Annotated in this window: 17 protein-coding genes; 13 read left to right on the top strand and 4 right to left on the bottom strand. The window is 74.6% G+C overall.

Annotated elements, in window-relative coordinates:
- The first annotated feature begins 28 nt into the window (after positions 1 to 28).
- Positions 29 to 529: a MarR family transcriptional regulator gene (locus AB0D01_RS08580; RefSeq protein WP_363054336.1), complete on the top strand. Its 501-nt coding sequence runs from the start codon at positions 29 to 31 to the stop codon at positions 527 to 529.
- A gap of 204 nt (positions 530 to 733) precedes the next feature.
- Here AB0D01_RS08580 and AB0D01_RS08585 read toward each other — a convergent pair whose 3' ends face one another.
- Genes AB0D01_RS08585 through AB0D01_RS08595 form a run of 3 tightly spaced genes read right to left on the bottom strand, consistent with a single transcriptional unit; the run spans position 734 to position 3,234 of the window.
- Entirely contained in the window at positions 734 to 973 is a 240-nt protein-coding gene (locus AB0D01_RS08585) for a hypothetical protein (RefSeq protein ID WP_363054338.1), read from the bottom strand.
- A gap of 20 nt (positions 974 to 993) precedes the next feature.
- Positions 994 to 2,988: a 4-alpha-glucanotransferase gene (locus AB0D01_RS08590; RefSeq protein WP_363054339.1), complete on the bottom strand. Its 1,995-nt coding sequence runs from the start codon at positions 2,986 to 2,988 to the stop codon at positions 994 to 996.
- Positions 2,989 to 3,000: 12 nt separating this feature from the next.
- Entirely contained in the window at positions 3,001 to 3,234 is a 234-nt protein-coding gene (locus tag AB0D01_RS08595) for a hypothetical protein (RefSeq protein ID WP_363054340.1), read from the bottom strand.
- Between the two features lie 210 nt (positions 3,235 to 3,444).
- Here AB0D01_RS08595 and AB0D01_RS08600 point away from each other — a divergent pair, with 210 nt between their 5' ends.
- Complete coding sequence (locus tag AB0D01_RS08600) at positions 3,445 to 6,516, top strand: beta-N-acetylglucosaminidase domain-containing protein (RefSeq protein ID WP_363054341.1); 3,072 nt, start codon at positions 3,445 to 3,447, stop codon at positions 6,514 to 6,516.
- A 123-nt stretch (positions 6,517 to 6,639) separates the two neighbouring features.
- Here AB0D01_RS08600 and AB0D01_RS08605 read toward each other — a convergent pair whose 3' ends face one another.
- Positions 6,640 to 7,176 (bottom strand): HNH endonuclease, encoded by a 537-nt coding sequence (locus AB0D01_RS08605; RefSeq protein ID WP_363054342.1) that lies wholly within the window; start codon positions 7,174 to 7,176, stop codon positions 6,640 to 6,642.
- A gap of 289 nt (positions 7,177 to 7,465) precedes the next feature.
- Between AB0D01_RS08605 and AB0D01_RS08610 the strand changes: the two genes are divergently transcribed.
- From AB0D01_RS08610 to AB0D01_RS08660, 11 genes are all read left to right on the top strand, one after another.
- Positions 7,466 to 8,503, top strand: a complete 1,038-nt coding sequence (locus tag AB0D01_RS08610; RefSeq protein ID WP_363054343.1) for a mechanosensitive ion channel family protein — start codon at positions 7,466 to 7,468, stop codon at positions 8,501 to 8,503.
- A gap of 129 nt (positions 8,504 to 8,632) precedes the next feature.
- Entirely contained in the window at positions 8,633 to 9,859 is a 1,227-nt protein-coding gene (locus tag AB0D01_RS08615; protein WP_363054344.1) for an ROK family transcriptional regulator, read from the top strand.
- A 138-nt stretch (positions 9,860 to 9,997) separates the two neighbouring features.
- Positions 9,998 to 11,332 (top strand): ABC transporter substrate-binding protein, encoded by a 1,335-nt coding sequence (locus AB0D01_RS08620; RefSeq protein ID WP_363054345.1) that lies wholly within the window; start codon positions 9,998 to 10,000, stop codon positions 11,330 to 11,332.
- 5 nt (positions 11,333 to 11,337) lie between these two features.
- Positions 11,338 to 12,282 carry a sugar ABC transporter permease gene (locus AB0D01_RS08625; RefSeq protein WP_363054346.1) on the top strand — a complete coding sequence of 315 codons (945 nt, stop codon included), beginning with the start codon at positions 11,338 to 11,340 and terminating at the stop codon, positions 12,280 to 12,282.
- A 1-nt stretch (position 12,283) separates the two neighbouring features.
- Positions 12,284 to 13,186 carry a carbohydrate ABC transporter permease gene (locus AB0D01_RS08630; protein ID WP_363054347.1) on the top strand — a complete coding sequence of 301 codons (903 nt, stop codon included), beginning with the start codon at positions 12,284 to 12,286 and terminating at the stop codon, positions 13,184 to 13,186.
- A gap of 5 nt (positions 13,187 to 13,191) precedes the next feature.
- Positions 13,192 to 14,457: a 6-phospho-beta-glucosidase gene (locus tag AB0D01_RS08635; protein ID WP_363054348.1), complete on the top strand. Its 1,266-nt coding sequence runs from the start codon at positions 13,192 to 13,194 to the stop codon at positions 14,455 to 14,457.
- A complete protein-coding gene (locus tag AB0D01_RS08640; RefSeq protein ID WP_363054349.1) occupies positions 14,448 to 15,491 on the top strand; it encodes a BadF/BadG/BcrA/BcrD ATPase family protein in 1,044 nt (347 codons plus the stop codon). The genes AB0D01_RS08635 and AB0D01_RS08640 overlap by 10 nt, the downstream gene beginning before the upstream one ends.
- A gap of 215 nt (positions 15,492 to 15,706) precedes the next feature.
- Positions 15,707 to 17,101: a hypothetical protein gene (locus AB0D01_RS08645; protein ID WP_363054350.1), complete on the top strand. Its 1,395-nt coding sequence runs from the start codon at positions 15,707 to 15,709 to the stop codon at positions 17,099 to 17,101.
- 227 nt (positions 17,102 to 17,328) lie between these two features.
- Positions 17,329 to 18,273, top strand: coding sequence for a glutamate ABC transporter substrate-binding protein (locus tag AB0D01_RS08650; protein ID WP_363054530.1), 945 nt, complete (start codon positions 17,329 to 17,331; stop codon positions 18,271 to 18,273).
- 56 nt (positions 18,274 to 18,329) lie between these two features.
- Positions 18,330 to 19,661: a hypothetical protein gene (locus tag AB0D01_RS08655; protein ID WP_363054531.1), complete on the top strand. Its 1,332-nt coding sequence runs from the start codon at positions 18,330 to 18,332 to the stop codon at positions 19,659 to 19,661.
- Positions 19,658 to 22,495 carry a tetratricopeptide repeat protein gene (locus AB0D01_RS08660; RefSeq protein WP_363054352.1) on the top strand — a complete coding sequence of 946 codons (2,838 nt, stop codon included), beginning with the start codon at positions 19,658 to 19,660 and terminating at the stop codon, positions 22,493 to 22,495. Before AB0D01_RS08655 ends, AB0D01_RS08660 begins: the two co-directional genes overlap by 4 nt.
- The last annotated feature ends 3 nt before the right edge of the window (positions 22,496 to 22,498 follow it).

The following is a 22,498-nucleotide window of genomic DNA, read 5'->3' on the forward strand; positions in this document are numbered from 1 at the left end:
CGAACAAGTGGAACCGGATACTGACGCCATGACCGAGGCCAGCAAGGACGCCGTCGACGCGATCATCGCCCAGTGGTACGCGGTGCGACCCGAACTCGAAACCGCCCCTATGGCCGTCTTCGGGCGGATCTACAGGATCTCCAAAGCCATGGGCGAGGCGATGGAGCGCGCCTACGGCCGCCACGGGATCTCCCGCGGGGAGTTCGACGTCATCGGCACCCTGCGCCGATCCGGAGCCCCCTACACGCTCTCGCCCCGCCAGCTGTCCGCCACGCTCATGCTCACCACCGGCGGAATGACCGGCCGCCTGGACAAGCTGGAGAAGGCCGGACTGCTCACCCGCAGCCCCGATCCGCACGACCGGCGGGCGCTCCAGGTGACGATCACCGAGCACGGACTGGCCGTCGTCGACCAGGCGGTCACCGCGGGCCTCGAAGTGCAGCGCGCCGCGCTCACCGGCTTCGCGCCCGAGGAGGTCGAAGGACTCTCGGACCTGCTGCGCCGGCTCCTGGCCGACGTCCCGGCCTGATCACGCCGGGGAACGGGCGGGGAATCCGGAGCGGGACCGAACGGGATCCGGAGCGGGATCCGAAACTCGATCCGGAGCGCGATCCGGGGCACGACAAGGCGCCGGAGGTCACGGGGGCACGCCCGAAGGCGGCTCCACGGACCTCCGGCGCCCGGAAGTCGAAAGGAGGACCGTCCGGTCGGCCGGTCCCCGATCGGGCCGGTGTCAGCCCGCGTTCTGCTGCTTGCGCGACTTGTCGCCGACCATCACGAGACCCGTGATGACCAGGAACAGCACGATCGGAGCGGCCACGAACAGGCCGAGCGTCTCGCCAATGCTCAGGCCCGGACCCGGGTCGTCGCCGTCGTCGCGGGTGAGCGCGAGGGCGGGAGACGTCATCAGCAGCATCATCAGCGCGGTTCCGGCCGTGACGGCGCCGGCGCGCAGAGCGTTCTTCTTGTCCACGGTGCAAACGTAGCGAACACCTAAAGCGGGCGCGCGCCCGGGGGTGCCGTACGGGGGTGCGCCCCCTCCCGCACCGCGCTCAGCAGGGCGTTCGCCCGGGGAGAGGCCGTCAGCGCCTCCAGGGTCAGCGGCCGGCCCGCCCCGTCGGCGATCGGCAACCGCCAGTTGGGGTACTGGTCCCAGGTGCCCGGCAGGTTCTGCGGCCGCCGGTCGCCCACCGCGTCCGGCAGCCATACGCCGACCAGCCGGGCGGGCGTGCGCAGCAGGAAGGCGTACAGGGCCCGTACGGCGGCCTCCTCGGTCTTGGTCTCCAGCCCGAGCCCGTCCAGCAGGCCCAGCCAGCCCGCGGTGTCCTCGGCGTCCTCGCCGCGCTCCACGTCCAGGGGGCGGGTCAGCAGCCCGAGGCGGTCGCGCAGTTCGACGTGGCCCCCGGTCAGCTTCGCGGCGGTGGGCGGCAGATCGTGGGTGGTGACCGTGGCCAGGCAGTCCCGCCGCCAGTCGGCGGGCGCGAGCGGCTCTCCGTCGCCCGACCAGTCCCGCTCGAACCACAGCACGGAGGTGCCGAGGATCCCGCGCCGGGCGAGCGCGCGCCGCACCCGCGGCTCGACGGTCCCGAGGTCCTCGCCGACGACCACGGCCCCGGCCCGGTGCGCCTCCAGGACCAGCACGGCCAGCATCGCCTCGCCGTCGTAGGAGACGTACGCCCCCCGCGCGGGCGGGGTCCCCTCCGGGATCCACCAGAGCCGGAACAGGCCCATCACGTGGTCGATGCGCAGCGCTCCCGCGTACCGGAACACGCCGCGCAGCAGCTCCCGGAAGGGGGCGTACGCCGCCCGCTCCAGGGCGTCGGGCCGCCAGGGCGGCAGCCCCCAGTCCTGGCCGCGGGCGTTGAAGGCGTCGGGCGGGGCGCCGACGGCGGCGCGGCGGGCGTGGAAGGGCGCCGTCAGGGCGTCCGAGCCGTCGGGGTGCACGCCGACGGCCAGGTCGTGCACGACGCCGATGGCCATCCCGGCCTCCCGCGCGGCCCGCTGGGCGGCCGTCAGCTGGTCGTCCGTCAGCCACACCAGCCAGGCGTGGAAGTCGGCCCGCTCCCGCGGGTCCTCCCCGGCCGCGGTCGCGCACCAGGCGGCGTGCCGCTCCAGGGCCTCCCCCTGTCCGGCCCGGAACGCGCGCCAGGCGGCCTCCCGTACGGGGGAACGCGGGACGGCGTACAACAGTTCCAGGGCGGCCCGCTTGAGCTCCCACACCGCGTCCCGGTCGATCAGCGCGCCCTTCTCCAGCACCTCGCGGCGCAGCCGGCCGCCCCGTTCGGCCAGGGCGGCGAGGGCTTCGCGCTCGGGGCAGGCGGCGTACTCGGGGACGTCCTCGATCCGCAGGTGCACCGGGTCCGGGAAGCGGCGCGAGGAGGGGCGGTAGGGGGAGGGGTCGCTCGGGGTGCCGGGGACGGCCGCGTGCAGCGGGTTGACCTGGACGAAGTCGGCGCCGTGGGTGCGGGCCGCCCAGCGGGCCAGCTCCGCCAGGTCGCCCAGGTCCCCCATGCCCCAGGAGCGTTCCGAGAGCAGCGAGTACAGCTGGACGAGCAGCCCGTGGGCCCGCTCCGGGGCGGTCGGGGCCCGGTCCGGGGCCACGATCAGGGTGGCCCCGGCGGTGCGCCCGTCGGGGGTGCGGACGGTCAGGCGGTGCACCCCGAGGGGCAGTCCGGGGTCCCACGCCACCTCGCCGGCGCCGTCCTCCAGGGTCACCCGCAGCCGGGTCCCGGGCGGCAGCGCGGCCAGCGCCCGCGGGGCGTCCTCGCCGCGCCAGTGCACCACCGTCGGCGGCAGGGGCCGCTCGGCCCGCTCCCGCTCGGCGGCGTCGACCGACGCCCGGACCTCCTCCTCGGTGTCGACCGGGACGCCCATCAGGGCGAGGACCGCCCGGACGGTGGCGTCGGGCACCTCGACGGTGACCTCCTCGGCGGGCCGGTAGCTGTCGGCGACGCCGTGGTGGGCCGCGAGCCGGGCGAGGTCGTCCATCGATGTCCCTGTCTAGAAGCCCGCGGCGGTCGCGGCGGGGAGGGTGGGCTCGCTCGTCAGCGGGGCCTCGTCCGCGAGCGGGGGTTCGCTGGTCAGCGGCGCGAACGCGGAACCGGTCAGCGGGGGCTCACTGGTGAGGGGGCCCTGCGCCGGCCCGGACTGGACGGGCAGGTGGGCGAGCGGTGCGTGGGCACGGGTGACGGTGGTGGAGGCGGTGGTGGAAGCGGGGGCGGTACGGGCATTCATGGGAGCACTCCTTCGTGCGCGAAGACCGGATCCACCCATGCAACACCGCCGAGGAACACCGCAGCCATACCCAGTCGGAGGCACCGCATTCCTGAAGGTTCCCGGTCAGATCACCCCACCCTCATTGACACCCCCGCCGCACGGGTGGTGGGCTCGGGATCACGCGTGCGAGGCGGCCCGCGCCGCCGCGAAGCCGAACGGGGAGGCTCCGTGCAGCTCAGGGGCAGGAAGCGGAGCGCCGCCGCGGCGGTCGCCGTGCTCGGTACGTTGTGGGGCGGATCGGTGGCCTCGGCCCCCCTCGGGTTCCTCGCGGCCTCCGGCACGCCGACGGGCCCCGGCGCCGGCGGGCCCGCCGCCGCACCCGGCGCCGCCTCGACCGGCGGGGCCGTCCCCGCCGGCGCGACCGCCCCCGGCCCGCCCCTCGACCCGGGCTCCGACCCCCCGCGAACCGCCTCCGAGGGCCCCGCCGTGTGGCCCCGGCCGCAGTCGGCCCACGCCGATCCGGGGCGGGAGGTCCCGGTGGGCTCCGAGGCCGTGGTGGTGGCGCCGGCCGGGGCGGACCCGTACGCCGTCGAGGTGGTCCGGGGCGCGCTGCGCGCGGCGGGCGTACGGACCCTGCACGAGCGGGCCCCCGGGCAGGCGCTGCCCGAACGGGGCCTCGTCGTACGGCTCCAGGGGTCGGACGCGGAGGTCGCGCTGCGCGCCCTGGGCGCCTCGGCCGCCGGGGACCTGCCCGACGGCGGCTACCGGCTGGCGGTGGGCCGTACCGGCGGGCGGGACACGGTCGCGCTGGCCGGCGTCGGCGCGGACGGGCTCTTCCACTCCGCGCAGACGCTGCGTCAACTGCTCGCGGCGGGGGCGCCGGCCGGCTCCGGCACGGGCACGGGTACGGGCTCCGGGAAGGTGCCCGGCATGCTGGTGCGGGACTGGCCGATCGCCCCGGTGCGCGGGATCACCGAGGGCTTCTACGGGCAGCCCTGGACGGCGTCGCAGCGGCTCGCGCAGGTCGACTTCATGGGCCGCACCAAGCAGAACCGGCTGCTGCTGGCCCCCGGCGACGACCCGTACCGGACGACGTCGTGGCGCACGGAGTACCCGAGGGAGCGGCAGGAGGAGTTCCGGGCGCTGGCCCGGCGGGCCGGCGCGAACCACGTGGTGCTGGGCTGGGCCGTGTCGCCGGGGCAGGGCATGTGCCTGGCCTCGGCGGACGAACGGGCGGCCCTGGCCCGCAAGGTGGACGCCATGTGGGAGCTCGGCTTCCGGGCCTTCCAGGTGCAGTTCCAGGACGTCAGCTACACCGAGTGGGGCTGCCGCGCCGACCGCGTCCGCTACGGGACCGGCCCGGCGGCCGCCGCGAAGGCGCACGCCGAGGTCGCCGGGGAACTGGCGGCCCACCTGGCCGCCCGCCACCCGGGCGCGGCCCCGCTGTCGCTGCTGCCGACCGAGTACTTCCAGGAGGGCGCCACCGCCTACCGGACGGCGCTGGCCGGGGCCCTGGACCCGCGGGTGGAGGTGGCCTGGACGGGCGTGGGGGTGGTGCCGCGCACCATCACCGGCGCGGAGCTGGCGGGCGCCCGTTCGGCGCTCGGGCACCCCGTGGTCACCATGGACAACTACCCGGTCAACGACTGGGACCCGGGCCGGATCTTCCTCGGGCCGACCGCCGGCCGCGAGCCCGCGGTGGCGAGCGGCTCGGCGGCCGTGCTGGCCAACGCGATGCCCCAGGGCACCCTGTCGCGGGTGGCGCTGTTCACGGCCGCGGACTACGCCTGGAACCCGCGCGGCTACCGCGCCGGCGAGTCCTGGGCGGCCGCGGTGCGCGACCTCGCGGGCCCGGATCCGCGCACCCGGGCGGCGCTGGCGGCCCTGGCCGGGAACACGGCCTCCTCGGGGCTCAGGCTGGAGGAGTCGGCGTACCTGCGGCCGCTGGTCGAGGAGTTCTGGCGGGCGCGCTCCGGCGGCGACCGGGCGGCGGCCGACCGGGCCGCCGACCGGCTGCGGGAGGCCTTCACGGTGCTGCGGGAGGCCCCGTCCCGACTGCCGTCGCTGGCGGCGGAGGCGGGCCCCTGGCTGGAGCGGCTCGCGCGCTACGGGACGGCGGGCGAGCTGGCCGTGGACCTGCTGCGGGCCCAGGCGCGCGGTGACGGCGCGGCGGCCTGGCAGGCCTCCCGGGACCTGGCGGCGGCGCGGCGCGCGGCGGGCGAGAAGGGCGGCGCCCGGGTGGACGTCTCGGTGCTGGACCCGTTCCTGAAGCGGGCGACCCAGGAGGCGGACGCCTGGACGGGCGCGGCCCGCCCGGCCGGCGCCGTACGGGAGGAGCCCGGCGCGTGGACGGTCCGGCTCGACTCCCCGCGCGCCCTGTCGGCGGTGACGGTGATGACCGATCCGACCGCTCCCGAGGTGCGGGGCGCGGTGGTGGAGGTCCACGTGCCGGGCGAGGGCTGGCGCAAGATCGCCGACGCGGCCGGTTCCGGTTGGACCCAGGCCGACGCCGGCGGGGTGCGCGCGGACGCCGTCCGCCTGGCGTGGGCGGGAACGGCCCCGGTGGTGCACCGGGTCGTGCCGTGGTTCGCGGACGGGCCCCGGGTGGAGTTCGAGCCGGCCGCCGGGGGCCCGCTCGACGCCGAGATCGGCGGCGGTGCCCGCCGGGTGCCGGTCGAGCTGTCGGCGCTGTCGCCGGGCGAGGTGCGCGGCCCGCTGTCGGCGGCCCCGCCGGCGGGGGTGGAGGTAAAGGTCCCGCAGGAGGTCGTGGTGCCCCGGGGGGCGGGGGTGACGGTGCCGGTGGAGGTGACCGTCCCGGCGGGGACGCCGGCCGGGACGTACCGGATCCTGCTGGTCTTCGACGGGCAGACGCGGGAGATCACCGTCCGGGCGGTGCCGCGCACGGGCGGCCCCGACCTGCTGCGCGGCGCGCGGGCCTCGGCCTCGGGCGAGGAGTCCGCGCGCTTCCCCGCCTCGGCGGCGGTCGACGCGCTGGACTCCACCCGCTGGTCGTCCCCGGCGAAGGACGGTGCGTGGTGGCAGGCGGAGCTGGCGGCGCCCGCCCGGGTGGGTCTGGTGACGCTGCACTGGCAGGACGCCTACCCGTCGGCGTACCGGGTGGAGACCTCCCCGGACGGCGTGACCTGGCGTCCGGGGGCCTCGGTGAGCTCGCGCGGCGGTGTGGACGCCGTCCGTCTGGACGCGCCGGACACCCGTTTCCTGCGGGTGACGTGCGAGCGCCGGGCGACCCGGTTCGGGTGCAGCCTGTGGTCCGCCTCGGCCTTCGCCGTCGTCGGCTGATCCGGTGCCCGCCCCGGGTGGCCCGGCGCCCTGCCGGTCCCCGCTCCTCGATCCGCTCCTCGGTCCCGTTCTCGGTCCCGTTCTCCATCCGGTCCTGGATCCGGTCCTCGCCCGGCCCGACCGCTACGACGCGGCGGCCCCGATGCGCGAGAGCGCGTCGTCGGCCCCGTACGGCTGGAGGTAGGGCATCCAGCGGGGGTCGCGGTGCCCCGTTCCGATGATCCGCCAGGCCAGGCCGGACGGCGGGGCCGGCTGGTGGCGCAGCCGCCAACCCAGCTCCAGCAGGTGCCGGTCGGCCTTCACGTGGTTGCAGCGGCGGCACGCGGCGACGACGTTGTCCCAGACGTGCTGGCCGCCCCGACTGCGCGGGATGACGTGGTCGACGCTGGTGGCGACGGCCCCGCAGTACATGCAGCGGCCGCCGTCGCGGGCGAAGAGGGCGCGGCGGGTGAGGGGAACGGGCCCCCGGTAGGGGACCCGCACGAAACGCTTGAGCCGGACCACGCTGGGCGCGGGGACCGCTCTGGTCGCGCTGTGCAGGAAGGCGCCGGATTCCTCCAGGGAGATCGCTTTGTTCTCCAGGACGAGGACGAGCGCGCGGCGGAGCGGTACGACGCCCAGGGGCTCGTACGACGCGTTGAGGACCAGGACGTGCGGCACGGACTGCCTCCTTGTACGCCGGCGGCGCGTGGCTCGCGCCGGGACGATCTGCCTTCCAGTCTCCCCTTACGGTCGGTCGAAACGCCACCACTCGCCCGTAACGGGTCCGGGGTGTTTTCAACCACACCTCCACTGTCCCCGGGTGAGCCTGGTCTCTCCCTCGAACACGACAACGGGGTCGGGGCCCGTGCCCCGTTAGTGTGGTTGGCCTGTCCGCACACCCCTTCCGGCGGACAGACCGCTATGCCTGGAGGTTCCCGCCGTGCCCTCGCCCGCCACCCTGCTCCCCTTGGCAGCGACGACGACCGACGACGCCGCCGAGAGCGTGACGAACGCCGCGAGCTTCATCGAGGAGAACTGGGCCACCTGGCTGAGCATCGGCCTGCGCATCCTGCTGATCATCGTGATCGCGGCGGCGCTGCGGTCGGTGGTCCGCAAGGCGCTGACGAAGCTGATAAGCCGGATGAACACGGGCGCCGAGGCCGTGGAGGGCACCGCCCTGGGTGGTCTGCTGGTCAACGCGGAGCGCCGCCGGCAGCGTTCGGAGGCGATCGGCTCGGTGCTGCGTTCGGTGGCCTCGTTCCTGATCCTGGGCACGGCCGCGCTGATGGTGCTGGCGGCCCTGAAGATCGACCTGGCGCCGCTGCTGGCCAGTGCCGGTGTGGCCGGCGTGGCGATCGGTTTCGGCGCGCGGAACCTGGTCACGGACTTCCTCTCCGGCGTGTTCATGATCATGGAGGACCAGTACGGCGTCGGCGACAAGATCGACGCGGGTGTGGCCTCCGGCGAGGTGATCGAGGTCGGTCTGCGCGTGACGAAGCTGCGCGGCGACAACGGTGAGATCTGGTACGTGCGCAACGGCGAGATCAAGCGCATCGGCAACCTCAGCCAGGGCTGGGCGACCGCCGGCGTGGACGTGCAGGTGCGGCCGTCGGAGAACCTGGCGCACATCCGCGAGGTGGTCAAGGGCGTCGCCGACACCCTGGCCAAGGAGTCCCCGTGGGACGAGCGCCTGTGGGGCCCGGTGGAGGTGCTGGGTCTGGACGAGGTGCTGCTGGCCTCCATGACCGTGAAGGTGTCGGCCAAGACCATGCCCGGCCAGCAGTTCGCGGTGGAGCGCGAGCTGCGCTGGCGGATCAAGGAGGCCTTCGACGCGGCGGGCATCCGGATCATCGGCGGCCTGCCGGCCGGCGACGAGGACGAGGAGGCGACGCCCGACCCGACGGCCGCCGTGGCCGCGCCGTCGGCGCTCGCCAACCCGACCTCGCCGCAGTCCCTGGCCACGGCCCCGATCCCGGCGCCGCAGACGCCCCGGATCACCAAGTAGGCCCGCGCCACCACGCCCCGCCCGCGCACTGCCCCGTCTGTCATCCGGCGGGGCAGTGCCATTGACAGGCTCCGGAACACGATAGGAAACTTACCTAACAGTTCTTCTCGGTGAGGGAGAGACCGCTCCATGCCCGCAGCGACACCCGGAACGCCCAGCCTGCTGCGCGCCATGAACGACCGCGCCGCCCTGGAACTGCTGCTCACGCACGGCCCGCTGTCCCGCACCCGGATCGGGCACCTCACCGGCCTGTCCAAGCCCACCGCCTCGCAGCTCCTGGCCCGGCTGGAGGCCGCCGGGCTGGTCCTGGCCACCGGCACCGACGAGGGCCGCCCCGGCCCCAACGCCCAGTTGTACGAGCTCAACCCCCGCGCCGCGTACGTCGGCGCCCTGGACGTCACCCCCGAACGGGTCCTCGCCGCCGTCGCCGACCTCACCGGGACGATCGTCGGCGGCTTCGCCCTCCCCTACACCGAGGGCACCGAAGCCGTCGCCCAGGTCACCGGGGCCCTCGACGGGGCGCTCGCCGCCGCCGGACTGGGCCTGACGGACCTGCGCCGGCTGGTCATCGCCACCCCGGGCGCCTTCGACCCCCGCACCGGACGGCTGCGCTACGCCAGCCACCTGCCCGGCTGGCACTCCCCCACCCTGCTCGACGAGCTGGCGACGGCCCTGCCCCTGCCGGTCGAGTACGAGAACGACGTCAACCTGGCCGCCGTCGCCGAACAGCGCCTCGGCGCCGCACGGGGCCACGAGGACTTCGTCCTGCTGTGGAACGAGGAGGGCCTCGGCGCCGCCCTGGTCCTCGGCGGCCGGCTGCACCGGGGCTGGACCGGCGGAGCCGGCGAGGTCGGCTTCCTGCCCGTGCCCGGACACCCCCTGGTCCGCCAGGTCACCCGGGCCAACAGCGGCGGCTACCAGGAGCTGGCCGGCGTACAGGTGCTGCCGGCGCTGGCCGCCGGGCTCGGCGTCGAGGCCCCGCCGGCGGACCCCGGCGAGGCGGCGGCGACCTCCGCCGGGGCGGAGGTGGCGGCCGGCGTCGCCCTGCTGCGGCGTGCCGCCGACCGGCCCGAGGGGGCGCACCTGCGCTTCCTCCACTCGTACGCCACCCTCCTCGCGACCGGTCTGGCCTCGCTGGTCTCCGTACTGGACCCGGAGATCGTGGTGCTGTCCGGGGCCGTGATCACCGCGGGCGGCGAACCGCTGCGCGCCCTGCTGGAGACCGAACTCGCCGAACTGGCCCCCTCCCGACCCCGACTGGTCACCGGCGAGGTCGTCGACCGGCCCGTGCTGCGCGGCGCCCTGGAGAGCGCCCTGGCCACCACCCGCGAGGAAGTCTTCGACACCTCCCGCTGAGCCCGCCCCGCCCCGTTCCTCCCCGTTCCTCCCCCCCCCCTGTTTGCCCCTCCCCCCACGCCCCACCCGTACGCCCACGCCCCATCCGCGCATCGGCACCCCCACCGGAAGTTCCTCCAGCAGAGAGCGAGCACCGCCATGCCCAGAACCGGACGACCGACCCTCGCGGCGGCCCTCCTGGCCGCGATATCCGTCCTCGCCACCGCCTGTACCGGCCAGGGCGGCGCCGCCGCCGCGGACGACCCCCAGGCGGACGTCACCCTCACCTTCTGGCACGGATGGTCCGCTCCCGGCGAGACCAAGGCCATCGAGGAGAACATCGCGCGCTTCGAGAAGGCGCACCCGAACATCAAGGTCAAGGTCACCGGCAACATGACCGACGACAAGATCAACCAGGCGCTGCGGGCGGGCGGGGACAAGGCCCCCGACGTGGTCTCCTCCTTCACCACCGACAGCGTCGGCAAGTTCTGCAACTCCGGCGCCTTCGCCGACCTGAACCCCTTCCTGCGGAAGTCCGGGATCGAGAAGGAGAAGGTCTTCCCCAAGACGCTGCTGGAGTACACGCAGTTCAACGGCAACCAGTGCACGCTGCCGCTGCTGAACGACGCGTACGGCCTGGTCTACGACAAGGACGCCTTCGAGGCCGCCGGCATCACGGAACCGCCGAAGACCTGGAGCCGGTTCGTCGAGGTGGCGCAGCAGCTGACCAAGGCGAAGGGGGACTCGTACGAGCGGGTGGGCGTCATGCCGACCTTCCACGGCTACGAGACCACGCCCATGCGCCTCGCCGCGCAGTGGGGCCCGACGTACTTCACCCCCGACGGCAAGGCCAACCTGTCCAAGGACCCGGCCTTCGCGAACATGCTGACGGCGCAGAAGGACCTGGTCGCCAAGCTCGGCGGGTACGAGCGGCTGGAGCGCTTCCGCAGCACCTTCGGCGACGAGTGGAGCGCGGAGCACCCCTTCCACAAGGGGCTCGTGGCCATGCAGATCGACGGCGAGTGGCGGGCGAACATGGCCAAGGAGGCCGGGGTCACGTTCGAGATCGGCACCGCCCCGCTGCCCGTGCCCGACGACCGGATCGCCGACTACGGCAAGGGCTACCTCTCCGGCACGATCATGGGCATCTCCTCCGCGAGCAGGAAGCAGAACGCCGCCTGGGAGCTGGTCAAGTACATGACCACCGACACCGAGGCGGTCGTCGCCTTCGCCAACTCCATCCACAACGTGCCCTCCACGCTGGCCGCGCTGGACTCCCCGAACCTGCGGGTGAGCCCGGAGTTCAAGACGTTCCTCGACATCGCCCGGCACCCGAAGTCGACGACCACCCCGGCCCAGGCCGACGGCGGCACCTACCAACTGACCTTCACGGACTTCGCGTACGCGGTCGAGAAGGGGGACGTGGCCGACATCCCGGCCGGCCTCGCCGGGGTCGACCGGCAGATCGACACGGACATCGCGAAGGCGAAGTGACCCCGATGGCCGGCACGCACCCCCTGAGGGCGAAGCGCCGCAGGTCCGCCCTGCGGGCCGCGGCCTTCATGTCGCCCTGGCTGATCGGGTTCTCGTTCTTCTTCGCCTACCCGCTCCTGTCCACGGTGTACTTCTCCTTCACCAAATACGACGGCTTCCGCCCGCCCGTCTTCAACGGCCTGGACAACTGGACGTACGTCTTCACGGACTATCCGCTGTTCTGGCCGGCCCTGTGGAACACCCTGTGGCTGGTCCTGGCGATGGTCGGCTGTCGGGTCCTGTTCGGCCTCGGCATCGGCCTGCTCATCACGCGGATCAAGACGGGCACCGGGATCTTCCGGACCCTGTTCTCCCTGCCCTACCTGGCGCCGCCCGTGGCCGGGACCCTGGCCTTCGTCTTCCTGCTGAACCCCGGCACCGGCCCGGTCAACGTCGCGCTGGAGGCGGTCGGACTGCCCGCGCCGGGCTGGTTCACGGACGCGGACTGGGCCAAGCCCGCGCTCACCGTGCTCGCCCTGTGGGGGGTGGGCGACCTGATGGTGATCTTCATGGCCGCCCTGCTCGACGTGCCCAGGGAGCAGTACGAGGCCGCCGAGCTGGACGGGGCCGGGGCGTGGAGCCGGTTCCGGCACATCACCCTGCCGAACATCTCCCCGATCATCCTGTTCGCCGTGGTCACCGGGGTCATCCAGGTCATGCAGTACTACACGCAGCCGCTGGTGGCGGGGAAGGTGTCGGCGGGCGTCATCGGCGGCTCGGGGCAGCAGTTCGAGCCCGGCTACCCGGACAAGTCCACGCTGACGCTGCCCCAGATCATCTACAACGCCGGGTTCCAACGCTTCGACTACGGCGCCGCCTGCGTCGTCGCGCTGGTCCTGTTCGCCCTCTCCATGGCCTGCACCGCGCTCCTGATGCGCCGCCGTGGCGGACTGATCGAAGCGGGGGACTGAGATGACCGTCGTCGTGTCCGGGCCTCGGACCGCGCACGGGGTCGAGCCCGTGACGCCGCCCAGGCCCCCGGCCGTGCGCCGCAGGGCCGTGCTCCACTGGATCGGCGTGCACGCCCTCGGGGTCGCCGCCGCCCTGTTCTTCGTCCTCCCCTTCGTCTTCGTCCTCCTCACCTCCCTGATGAGCGACCAACAGGCGCTGACCCGCGACCTGACGCCCGACACCTGGGAATGGGGCAACTACGCGAAGGTGTGGAACACTCCCGGCTTCCTCACCTGGTGGCGCAACACCCTGATGTACGCGGGCCTGGGCACGGCGCTGACCGTGCTCTCCTCGGTACCCGTCGCGTACGCCCTCGCCCGGTTCCGCTTCCGCGGCCGGCGGCTGTCGATGCTCCTGGTGATCGCCATGATGATGCTGCCGCCGCAGGTGGTCGTCATCCCCATGTACCTCTTCTGGGCGAAGCAGCTGGACCTGTCCGGCACCCTGTGGCCGCTGATCGTCCCGCTGCTCTTCGGCGACGCCTACTCCATCTTCCTGCTGCGCCAGTTCCTGCTGACCATCCCCGAGGAGTACCTCGACGCCGCCCGCATCGACGGCTGCGGCGAGATCCGCACCCTGCTGCGGGTGGTGCTGCCGATGGCGAAGCCGGGGATCGCGGCCATCGCCCTGTTCCAGTTCTTCGCCCTGTGGAACGACTACTTCGGCCCGCAGATCTACGCCTCCGACAACCCGGCCGCCTGGACGCTCAGTTACGGGCTGGAGTCCTTCAAGGGCGCGCACCACACCAACTGGAACCTCACCATGGCGGCGACCGTGCTCGTCATGGCCCCGGTGATCCTCCTCTTCTTCCTCGCCCAGAAGGCGTTCGTCGAGGGCGTCACCCTGACCGGAGTGAAAGGCTAGGCCCGATGAAACTCGCAGTGGTGGGCGGCGGTTCCACCTACACCCCCGAACTGGTCGACGGGTTCGCGCGGCTGCGCGACACCCTGCCGGTGAGCGAACTGGTCCTGATCGACCCGGCCGCCGACCGCCTGGGACTGATCGGCGGCCTGGCCCGGCGCATCTTCTCCCGTCAGGGCCACCCCGGACGGATCACCACCACCGCCGACCTCGACGCCGGGGTCGCCGGGGCCGACGCCGTGCTGATCCAGCTGCGCGTCGGCGGCCAGGCGGCCCGCCTCCAGGACGAGACCTGGCCGCTGGAGTGCGGCTGCGTCGGCCAGGAGACCACCGGCGCGGGGGGACTGGCGAAGGCCCTGCGCACGGTGCCCGTGGTGCTGGACATCGCCGAACGGGTCCGGCGGGCCGCCCCCGACGCCTGGATCATCGACTTCACCAACCCCGTCGGGATCGTCACCCGGGCCCTGCTCCAGGCCGGGCACAAGGCGGTCGGCCTGTGCAACGTCGCCATCGGCTTCCAGCGGAAGTTCGCCGCGCTGCTGGACGTCACCCCGGCCGAGGTGCACCTCGACCACGTCGGCCTGAACCACCTGACCTGGGAGCTCGGCGTGCGCCTGGGCGGCCCGCAGGGGCCCGACGTACTGCCGCGGCTGCTGGCGGAGCACGGGGACGCCGTCGCCGCCGACCTGCGGATGCCGCGCGCCGTACTGGACCGGCTCGGCGTGGTGCCCTCGTACTACCTGCGCTACTTCCTCGCCCACGACGAGGTGGTCCGCGAACTGGGCGAGAAGCCCTCCCGGGCCGCCGAGGTCGCCGCCATGGAACGCGAACTCCTCGCCCTGTACGCCGACCCCGCGCTCGACGAGAAGCCGGAGCTGCTCGCCCGGCGCGGCGGCGCCTTCTACTCGGAGGCGGCCGTGGACCTGGCCGCGGCCCTGCTGGGCGGCGGCGGGCCGTCCGTCCAGGTGGTCAACGCCCGCAACGACGGCACGCTGCCCTTCCTGCCCGACGACGCCGTCGTCGAGGTCCAGGCCCGGGTCGACGGCTCCGGACCCGTACCGCTGCCCGCGCCCCGGCTCGACCCGCTGTACGCAGGCCTGGTCGCGCACGTCGGCGCGTACGAGGACCTGGCCCTGGACGCGGCCCTGCGCGGTGGCCGCGACCGGGTCTTCCGGGCCCTGCTCGCCCACCCGCTGGTCGGACAGTTCGACCTGGCCGAGGGGCTCACGGACCGCCTGCTCGCGCACAACAAGGAGCACCTGCCATGGGCGTAGCGGGGGCGGCCGTACTCGCCGTCGACGCCGGCAACAGCAAGACGGACGTGGCCCTGATCGGCTACGACGGCGCCGTGCTCGGCACCGGACGCGCCGGGGGCTTCCAGCCGCCCCGGGTCGGCGTCGAGGCGGCCGTGGACGTGCTCGGGCAGGCGGTCGCCGAGGCCGTCGCGGCGGCCGGACTCCCGGCCTGCGTGCCCGGCGCCCCGTACGCGGCCCGGGTCTCGGCCTGCCTGGCCAACGCCGACCTGCCCGTGGAGGAACGCCGCCTCGCGCGGGCGCTCCAGGAGCGGGGCTGGGGCGCGACGACCGACGTGCGCAACGACACCTTCGCGATCCTGCGGGCCGGGCTGACCGAGCCCGGCCCGCCGCGCGGGGTCGCGGTGGTGTGCGGGGCGGGCATCAACTGCGTCGGCCTGCTGCCCGACGGGCGCACCGCCCGCTTCCCGGCCCTCGGGGTGATCTCCGGCGACTGGGGCGGCGGGGGCGGCCTGGCGGAGGAGTCCCTGTGGTGGGCGGCGCGGGCCGAGGACGGGCGGGGCGGGCCGACGGAGCTGGCTTCGGCGCTGCCCGCCCACTTCGGGCTGGCCTCGATGGCGGAGCTGATCGAGGCGCTGCACCTGGGGCCGGTCCCCCGGCGCCGGATCCACGAGCTGGTGCCGGTGCTGTTCGCGGTGGCGGCCGGGGGTGACGCGGTGGCCTCGGCGCTCGTGGAGCGGCAGGCCGAGGAGGTGGTGGCGCTGGCGTCGGTGGCGCTCGGCCGCCTGGGGCTGCTGGAGGAGGCGGTGCCGGTCCTGTTGGGCGGCAGCGTGCTCGCCGCCCGCCACCCGGCGCTGAACGGGCGGATCGAGGAGCTGCTGGCCCACCGCGCCCCCCGCGCCCGGGTGTCGGTGGTGACGGCCCCGCCCGTGCTGGGGGCGGGGTTGCTGGGGCTGGACGCCCTGGACGCGGCGGACGCCCCGGGGGGCAGGGCGGGGGGCGTGACGGGGGCGGCGCACGCGGCCGAGGCGAAACTCCGTGCCCATTTCGGGTGAACCCGGGCCGACGGGGGGCGGGTGCGGAACCATGACGGGTGGCCCCGCGTATTGACGGTGTAGGGGTGACGGGGGTGGTCTCGGGGGAGGTACGGGGGCGGCGGCGGTGACGGTTCGGGTGGCGGTTCGCCCGGGATCCGGCACCGGGTGCTGTGGCCGACCGCCGGTACGGCCATACTGCTCCCGAACAGCAGGGGACCGAGGGGGAGGTCACGGTGGCCATCACGACACGCGCGTCCGCGCCCGGGAGCGGTTCCTCCGGGGTGCCGGCGGGGCCCGCGCCGGGCCCGCAACCGCCCGGCCGGGGTACGGCCTGGGCGGAGGGGGTGGAGCGGCTGCGCGCCGCCGCGACGACCGAGCCGGGCCGGCTGCGGATCATCGGGGCGGTACTGGCCGCGCTGGTCCTGTTGTTCGGGGTCGTCGCGGTGTGGGAGGTCTCCGGCCGGACCACGGCGGCGGACGACGTGGTGGGCCGCAGCCAGCCGCTGAGCGCCGACGCGGCGAGCATCTACCGTTCCCTGGCGGACGCCGACACGGCCTCCTCCAGCGGCTTCCTCGCGGGCGCCCAGGAGCCCCGCGAGGTCCGCCTGCGCTACGAGAAGGACATCGCCAACGCCTCCCGGCTGCTGATAAGCGCGGCGGCCAACACCGGAGCGGGCGACCAGTCCCGCAAGGAGATAGCGCTCCTGGGCGAGCAACTGCCCCGCTACACCGGCCTCATCGAACAGGCCCGCGCCACGAACCGGCAGGGACTGCCGTTGGGCGGCGCCTACCTGCGTTACGCGAACGAGCAGATGAGCACCGTCCTGTTGCCCGCCGCCCAGCGGCTGTACGAGGCGGAGACCGGCCGGCTCTACGAGGACTACGACGACGCCCGGTCCTGGCCGGCGGCCTCGACGGGCGCGGGCCTGCTCGCCCTCGCCGCCCTGGTGTGGGCGCAGCGGCGCAACTACCGGCGCACGAACAGGGTCTTCAACCACGGGCTGCTCGCCGCGACGGCCGCCTCCGTGGTGGCGCTGCTGTGGCTGACGGTGGGGCAGTCCTTCGCCCGCGCGGGCCTCGGCGAGGCCCGCTCGGACGGCCAGGAGTCGCTGAAGGTGCTCAACGACGCCCGGATCGCCTCGCTCCAGGCCCGGGCCAACGAGAACCTGACGCTGATCGCGCGGGGCGCCGTACTGGCCGAGGACAAGAAGTCCGACAAGTACGACGTGGACTACGAGAAGAACATGAAGCAGCTCGACCAGGGTCTGGCCCTGGCCCTGCGGCTGGCCGACGACGGCGCCGGCCGCGAGCCCGTCTCGAAGGCCGTGGACGGCGTGGCCCAGTGGAAGCAGCGGCACACGGCGGCCCGGGAGGCGGACATGAAGGGCGGGTACGAGGAGGCGCTGCCCCAGGTCATCGGGGACAGGAACAGCAGCGGGGCCTCCTTCGACCGGGTGGACGCCTCGCTGGAGCAGGCCGTCGCCCATGAGCAGCGGGAGTTCACCGAGGCCGCCCGGGGCGGGCGGGACGCGCTGGGCGGGCTGTTCGTCGGCGCGGCAGCGCTGGCCGTCCTCGGCGCGGCGGCGGCCGTCCTCGGCATCGGCCGCAGGCTTTCGGAGTACAGGTGAGGTCGATGCGGATACGACGGGCGGGGACGGATCGGGGCGAGGGGCCGGCGGCCGGAGCGGCGCCGGACCCCGGGGCGACGGACCCCGGAGCGACGGCTTCCGGGGCGACGGCTCCCGGGGCCGGGTTCACGGAGGCGGGCGGGGCCGGCGGGGCGTCCCGCGAGCCTCGCGCGGCCCGCGTGCGCCGCTCCGGCGGCCGGTTGCGCGGCTGGGGAGGGGTCAGCGCCATGGCCGCCGCCTGCGCGGTGACGGCCGCCGCCGTGCTGCTCCCGCTCGCCCTGTCCTCCCCCGACCCGGACCGGCCCGGTGTGGTCCGCGAGCCCGCCTCCATGGCGGCGGCGCCGGCGGCTCCGGCCGCCCCGGCCGACACCTGCCCGGACCCCGAGGCGAGCCTGCGCCCCTCCGACCTGGACGGGCCGACGATCCAGCGCATCCGCAGCGCCGGCAAACTCGTCGCGGGCGTCGACCAGAACAGCTTCAAGTGGGGCTACCGCAAGGCGGACGGCTCCCTCGCCGGTTTCGACATCGACCTCGTCAAGGCCATCGCCAAGGACATCCTCGGCAGTGAGGACAAGGTCATCTACCGGGCGATCCCCACCAACCAGCGGATCCCGGCCCTCCAGGAGGGCCGCGTCGACATCGTCGTGCGGACGATGACCATCAACTGCAAGCGCCTGGAGGACGTGGCCTTCTCCACCGCCTACTTCGAGGCCGGGCAGCAGGTCCTCGCCCCCTCCGGTTCGGCGATCACCGGGTACGACGCGTCGCTGAACGGCCGGCGCGTGTGCACGGCCACCGGTTCCACGGCCGAGGCGGCCCTGAAGACGCGTTCGTACGGCGCCGTGCCGGTCTCCGTCCCGAACCAGCTGGACTGCCTGGTGCGGCTCCAGCTCGGCCAGGTCGACGGGATCATCACGGACAACGCCCTCGCCGCCGGCCAGGCGGCGCAGGACCCTTCGCTGAAGCTCGTCGGCGCCCCCTTCACCCGCGAGTTCTACGGCGTGGCGATGAACAAGGAGGCCGGTGACCTGGTCCGCCGGGTCAACAAGGTGCTGGAGAACTACCGCGCGGGCGGTGAGAACGGCCCGTGGGAGAAGGCCTACAAGGACCACTTCGAGAACGTGCTGCCCAAGGGCGCCAAGCCGCCGGCGCCCAAGTACCGGGACGGGTGAGGCCGGTGACGGATGTGGAACCCCACGTGGATCGTCCCCCGACGGGAGCGGCCCTGATGGACCGGGACGACGTCGACCGCGCCCTCGCGCGTCTCGGCGCGGAGCACGAGGCCGTCGAGACCTCCCTGCTCGCGCTCCAGGACCACGCGGGACGGCGGCTGCTGGAGGGCGCCGCGCTGAGCGGGGTCACCAAGGAGCGGTGGACCTCCACCGACGCGGCGATCACCCGGCTGTGGACCTACTTCGACGCCTACAGCGGGGCCTTGGCCGCCGCCCGCGAGATCCGCGAGCGCAGCCGCTGGCCCGGGGTCAAGGACCTGTCCGAACTGACCGAGCGGCTGCGCGGCCCCGGAGTGGTGATCGCGGGCGCCGGATCGGAGGGCGCCGCGCTGGTCGAGCGGTTCTCCCTGGCCGAGCTGGTGGCCCGGATGAACGAGCTGTACGCGGCCTCCCTGGACGTGGTCGTCGCGGCCGACTCCGTCTGGTCGGCGCTGCCCGCGCGCATCGACCTGCTCGCCGCCGAACTGCACCGGACGCGTTCGCTCGCGCACTCGGTGGGCGTGCGGCCCGGCGAGCACCCCTCGGGGGACGACCTGGAGGCGATCACCGCCGAGCTGGCCCTGCTGCGGCAGGAGGTCATCGCCGACCCGCTGGCCTTCTGGGTCTCCCCGAACGGCAGTTCCGCCCCCGGCGGGGGCCGGCCCGACACCGGCCGCTACGACCGGGCGGCCCTCGCGCTGGAGGACGTACGCCGCGAGGTCGAGGCGGTGCTGACCGTGCGGCAGGACGCCGAGCAGCGGCTGATCGCCCTGCGGGACGTGCTCTCGCGGGCCGATCGGACCCTGGCGGAGGCGCGCACGGCGCGCGGTGAGGTCCTCTCGAAGATCGCGGCCTCCGAGGTGCCGGCGGTCAGCGGCCCGCCGACGGCGCTCCAGGAACAGCTCGCGGCGGCGGCCGAGTACCGGCGGCGTTCGCAGTGGCACCGGCTGTCGCCGTTGCTGGACGCCCTGGAGGACCGGGCCGCCGAGGAACTGGAGCGGGCCCGCGCCTCGTTGACCGCGGTGACGGCGCCGCTCGCGGTCCGCGCGGAGCTGCGCGGCCGGCTGGACGCGTACCGGGCGAAGGTGGCCCGGCTGGGTCTGGCCGAGGATCCGCTGCTGATCGAGCGGTACGACGCGGCCCGGCGGATGCTGTGGAGCGCGCCCTGCGACCTGCGGGTCGCCGAGGAGGCGGTGCTGCGCTACCAGCGGGCGACGGCCGAGGCCCTGGCCCCGGCTCCCGCACCGGCACCGGCACCGGCACCGGCACCGGACCCGTACGGGGGGCCGGAGCAGCCGTCGGACGAGGAACCACGAGGGCCCCACGGGCCGGGAGAGGAGGACGCATGAGCCTGATCGGAACGGCGTGTCTTCGCCCCGGCTGCCCCGGGGCGTACGAGGACATGGGCGGCGGCGAGGTGTACTGCGACACCTGCGGCCTCGCCCCGATCGGCGCGGTCGCGGCGGGCGCCGGGGAACTGGTGTCCCCGCCCACCGGCATGACCAGCGCCGCCCGGCACGGTGACTCGCGGGGCTCCGCGGGCTCGCACGGCTCCGGCCGCTCCTCGGCCTCGGCCCGCTCCTCGCGCTCCTCCCGCTCCTCGTCCTCCCGCCGCTCGGTGTCGGGCCGGCTGTCGCGCTCGCTGCCGGGCAGCACGTCGACCCGCTCGGTGTCGGTGCGCAGCTCGGGTTCGGCCGCCGGCGCCTCGGGGCGCAGCAGGCTGGGCGCCGGACTGGTCAACGTGCCCGAGGTGCCGCGTCCGGATCCCTCGGCGGCGGTGCTGGAGAACCCGGAGGTGCCGGAGCGCAAGCGGTTCTGCTCGCGCTCGGACTGCGGGTCCCCGGTGGGGCGCGCGCGGGGCGAGCGGCCGGGCCGTACGGAGGGCTTCTGCACCAAGTGCGGGCACCCGTACTCCTTCGTGCCGAAGCTGCGCGCCGGCGACGTGGTGCACGGCCAGTACGAGGTGGCGGGCTGCCTCGCGCACGGGGGGCTCGGCTGGGTCTACCTGGCGGTGGACCGGGCCGTCTCGAACCGGTGGGTGGTGCTCAAGGGCCTGCTCGACACCGGGGACCAGGACGCGATGGAGGCGGCGATCTCCGAGCGGCGCTTCCTCGCGGAGATCGAGCACTCCAACATCGTGCGCATCTACAACTTCGTGGAGCACCTGGACCAGCGGACGGGTTCGCTCGACGGCTACATCGTCATGGAGTACGTCGGCGGCAAGTCCCTCAAGGAGATCGCGAACGAGCGGCGCCGGCCCGACGGGCGCCGCGACCCGCTGCCCGTGGAACAGGCCTGCGCGTACGGCATCGAGGCCCTGGAGGCGCTCGGACACCTGCACAGCCGCAACCTCCTGTACTGCGACTTCAAGGTCGACAACGCGATCCAGCAGCAGGACCAGCTCAAGCTGATCGACATGGGCGCGGTGCGGCGGATGGACGACGAGGAGTCGGCCATCTACGGGACGGTGGGCTACCAGGCGCCCGAGGTCGCCGAGCTCGGGCCGTCGGTGGCCTCCGACCTGTACACGGTGGCGCGCACCCTCGCGGTGCTGACCTTCGACTTCCAGGGCTACACGAACGTGTTCGTGGACTCGCTGCCCGACCCGGAGCACATCGAGGTCTTCCAGCGCTACGAGTCCTTCTACCGGCTGCTCGTACGGGCCACGGACCCGGATCCGGGGCGGCGGTTCGCCTCGGCGCAGGAGATGGCCGACCAGCTCACGGGGGTGCTGCGGGAGGTCGTCGCCCTCCAGACGGGCCGGCCGCGACCGCAGCTGTCGACGCTGTTCGGACCTGAGGTGCGCGTTCCGGACACCCGGCTGTACGCCGACGCGGCGGGGGCGGAGGTGTCCCGGTTGGGTGCTCGGACCGTCCCCGAACGGGGAGGGCCGCTCGGAGCCCTGCGCCGGGGCCGGGGCCGGGGTCGGACGCGTCCGGCGCCGGCGGTGTCCGGGGTCTCGGGGATCTCCGGGGTGTCCGCCGTCTCGGAGGTCGGCGTGACGGGCGGGGCCGGCGGAACTGGTGGGACCGGTGGGACCGGTGCGGCGGGCCACGCGGGCCCGCCGGGGGCCGCCGGGGCACCGGTCGGCGGGGTCGCCGCGCTCGGCACCACCGCCACGCACGTGGCCGCGGTCCCGGGCCAGCGACCGGCCCCGTCGACCCCCGCCGCGTCGTCCGGGCGGTCCGCGTACGCCGGGGCCTCGTCCCCGTTCACGGGGGCCGCGGCCGGGATCGCCTCCGGGAGCCCGGCGGCGGGCCTCGCCCGACTCGACGCGCGGGACACCGCGCTCGCGCTGCCGGTCCCGCTCGTGGACGCGACCGACCCCAACGCCGGTTTCCTGGCCGGGCTCCTCGCCTCCGCGCCCGCCGACCTGATCGGCGCGCTCGGCTCGGCGCCGGCCGACTCCGCCGAACTGCGGCTGCGCGCGCTGCGCGCCCGGCTCGAACTCGACGAGAGGGCCGTCGCCGCCCAGGCCCTGGGCGAGTTGGAGTCCCTGTACCCGGACGACTGGCGCGTGGTGTGGGCCCGCGGCATCGCCTCGCTGGCCACCGGGGACGACGGGACGGCGGCCCTGTCCTTCGACGCCATCTACGACGCCTTCCCCGGCGAGCCCGCGCCCAAGCTGGCCCTCGGCCTGTGCGCGGAGATCCTGGGCCAGTTGGACAACGCCGCCGAGTACTACCGCCTGGTGTGGATCACCGACCCGAATTTCGTCAGCGCGGCCTTCGGGCTCGCCCGGGTCCAGCTCGCCGCGGGCGACCGGGCCGGGGCGGTGCGGACCCTGGAGTCCGTACCGGAGGCCTCGATCCACTACACCGCCGCACGGGTGGCGGCGGTACGGGCACGCCTGCGCGACCGGTCCCCGCAGGAGGAGCTCCTGGCCGATCTCGTGGCGGCGTCCGACCAGGTGGAGGCACTGCGGCGGTTCGGACTCGATCCGGAACGCCAGGAGCGACTGGCCACGGAGGTTCTGGGCTCGGCCCTGGACTGGGTACTGTCGGGTAGCCGGGGTGCCGACCCCGGCCGGACCTCGCTGCTCGGCTGTCAACTGGACGAGCGTGGGCTGCGCTTCGGCCTGGAGCGCTCCTACCGCGTCCTCGCCCGGCTGGCGCGGCGGGGCGAGGAGCGGATCGAACTGGTGGAGCGGGCAAACCGTTTCCGTCCCCGGACGTGGGTGTGAGTG

The sequence above is a fragment of the Streptomyces sp. NPDC048606 genome (assembly GCF_040650855.1).
GTDB lineage: Bacteria > Actinomycetota > Actinomycetes > Streptomycetales > Streptomycetaceae > Streptomyces.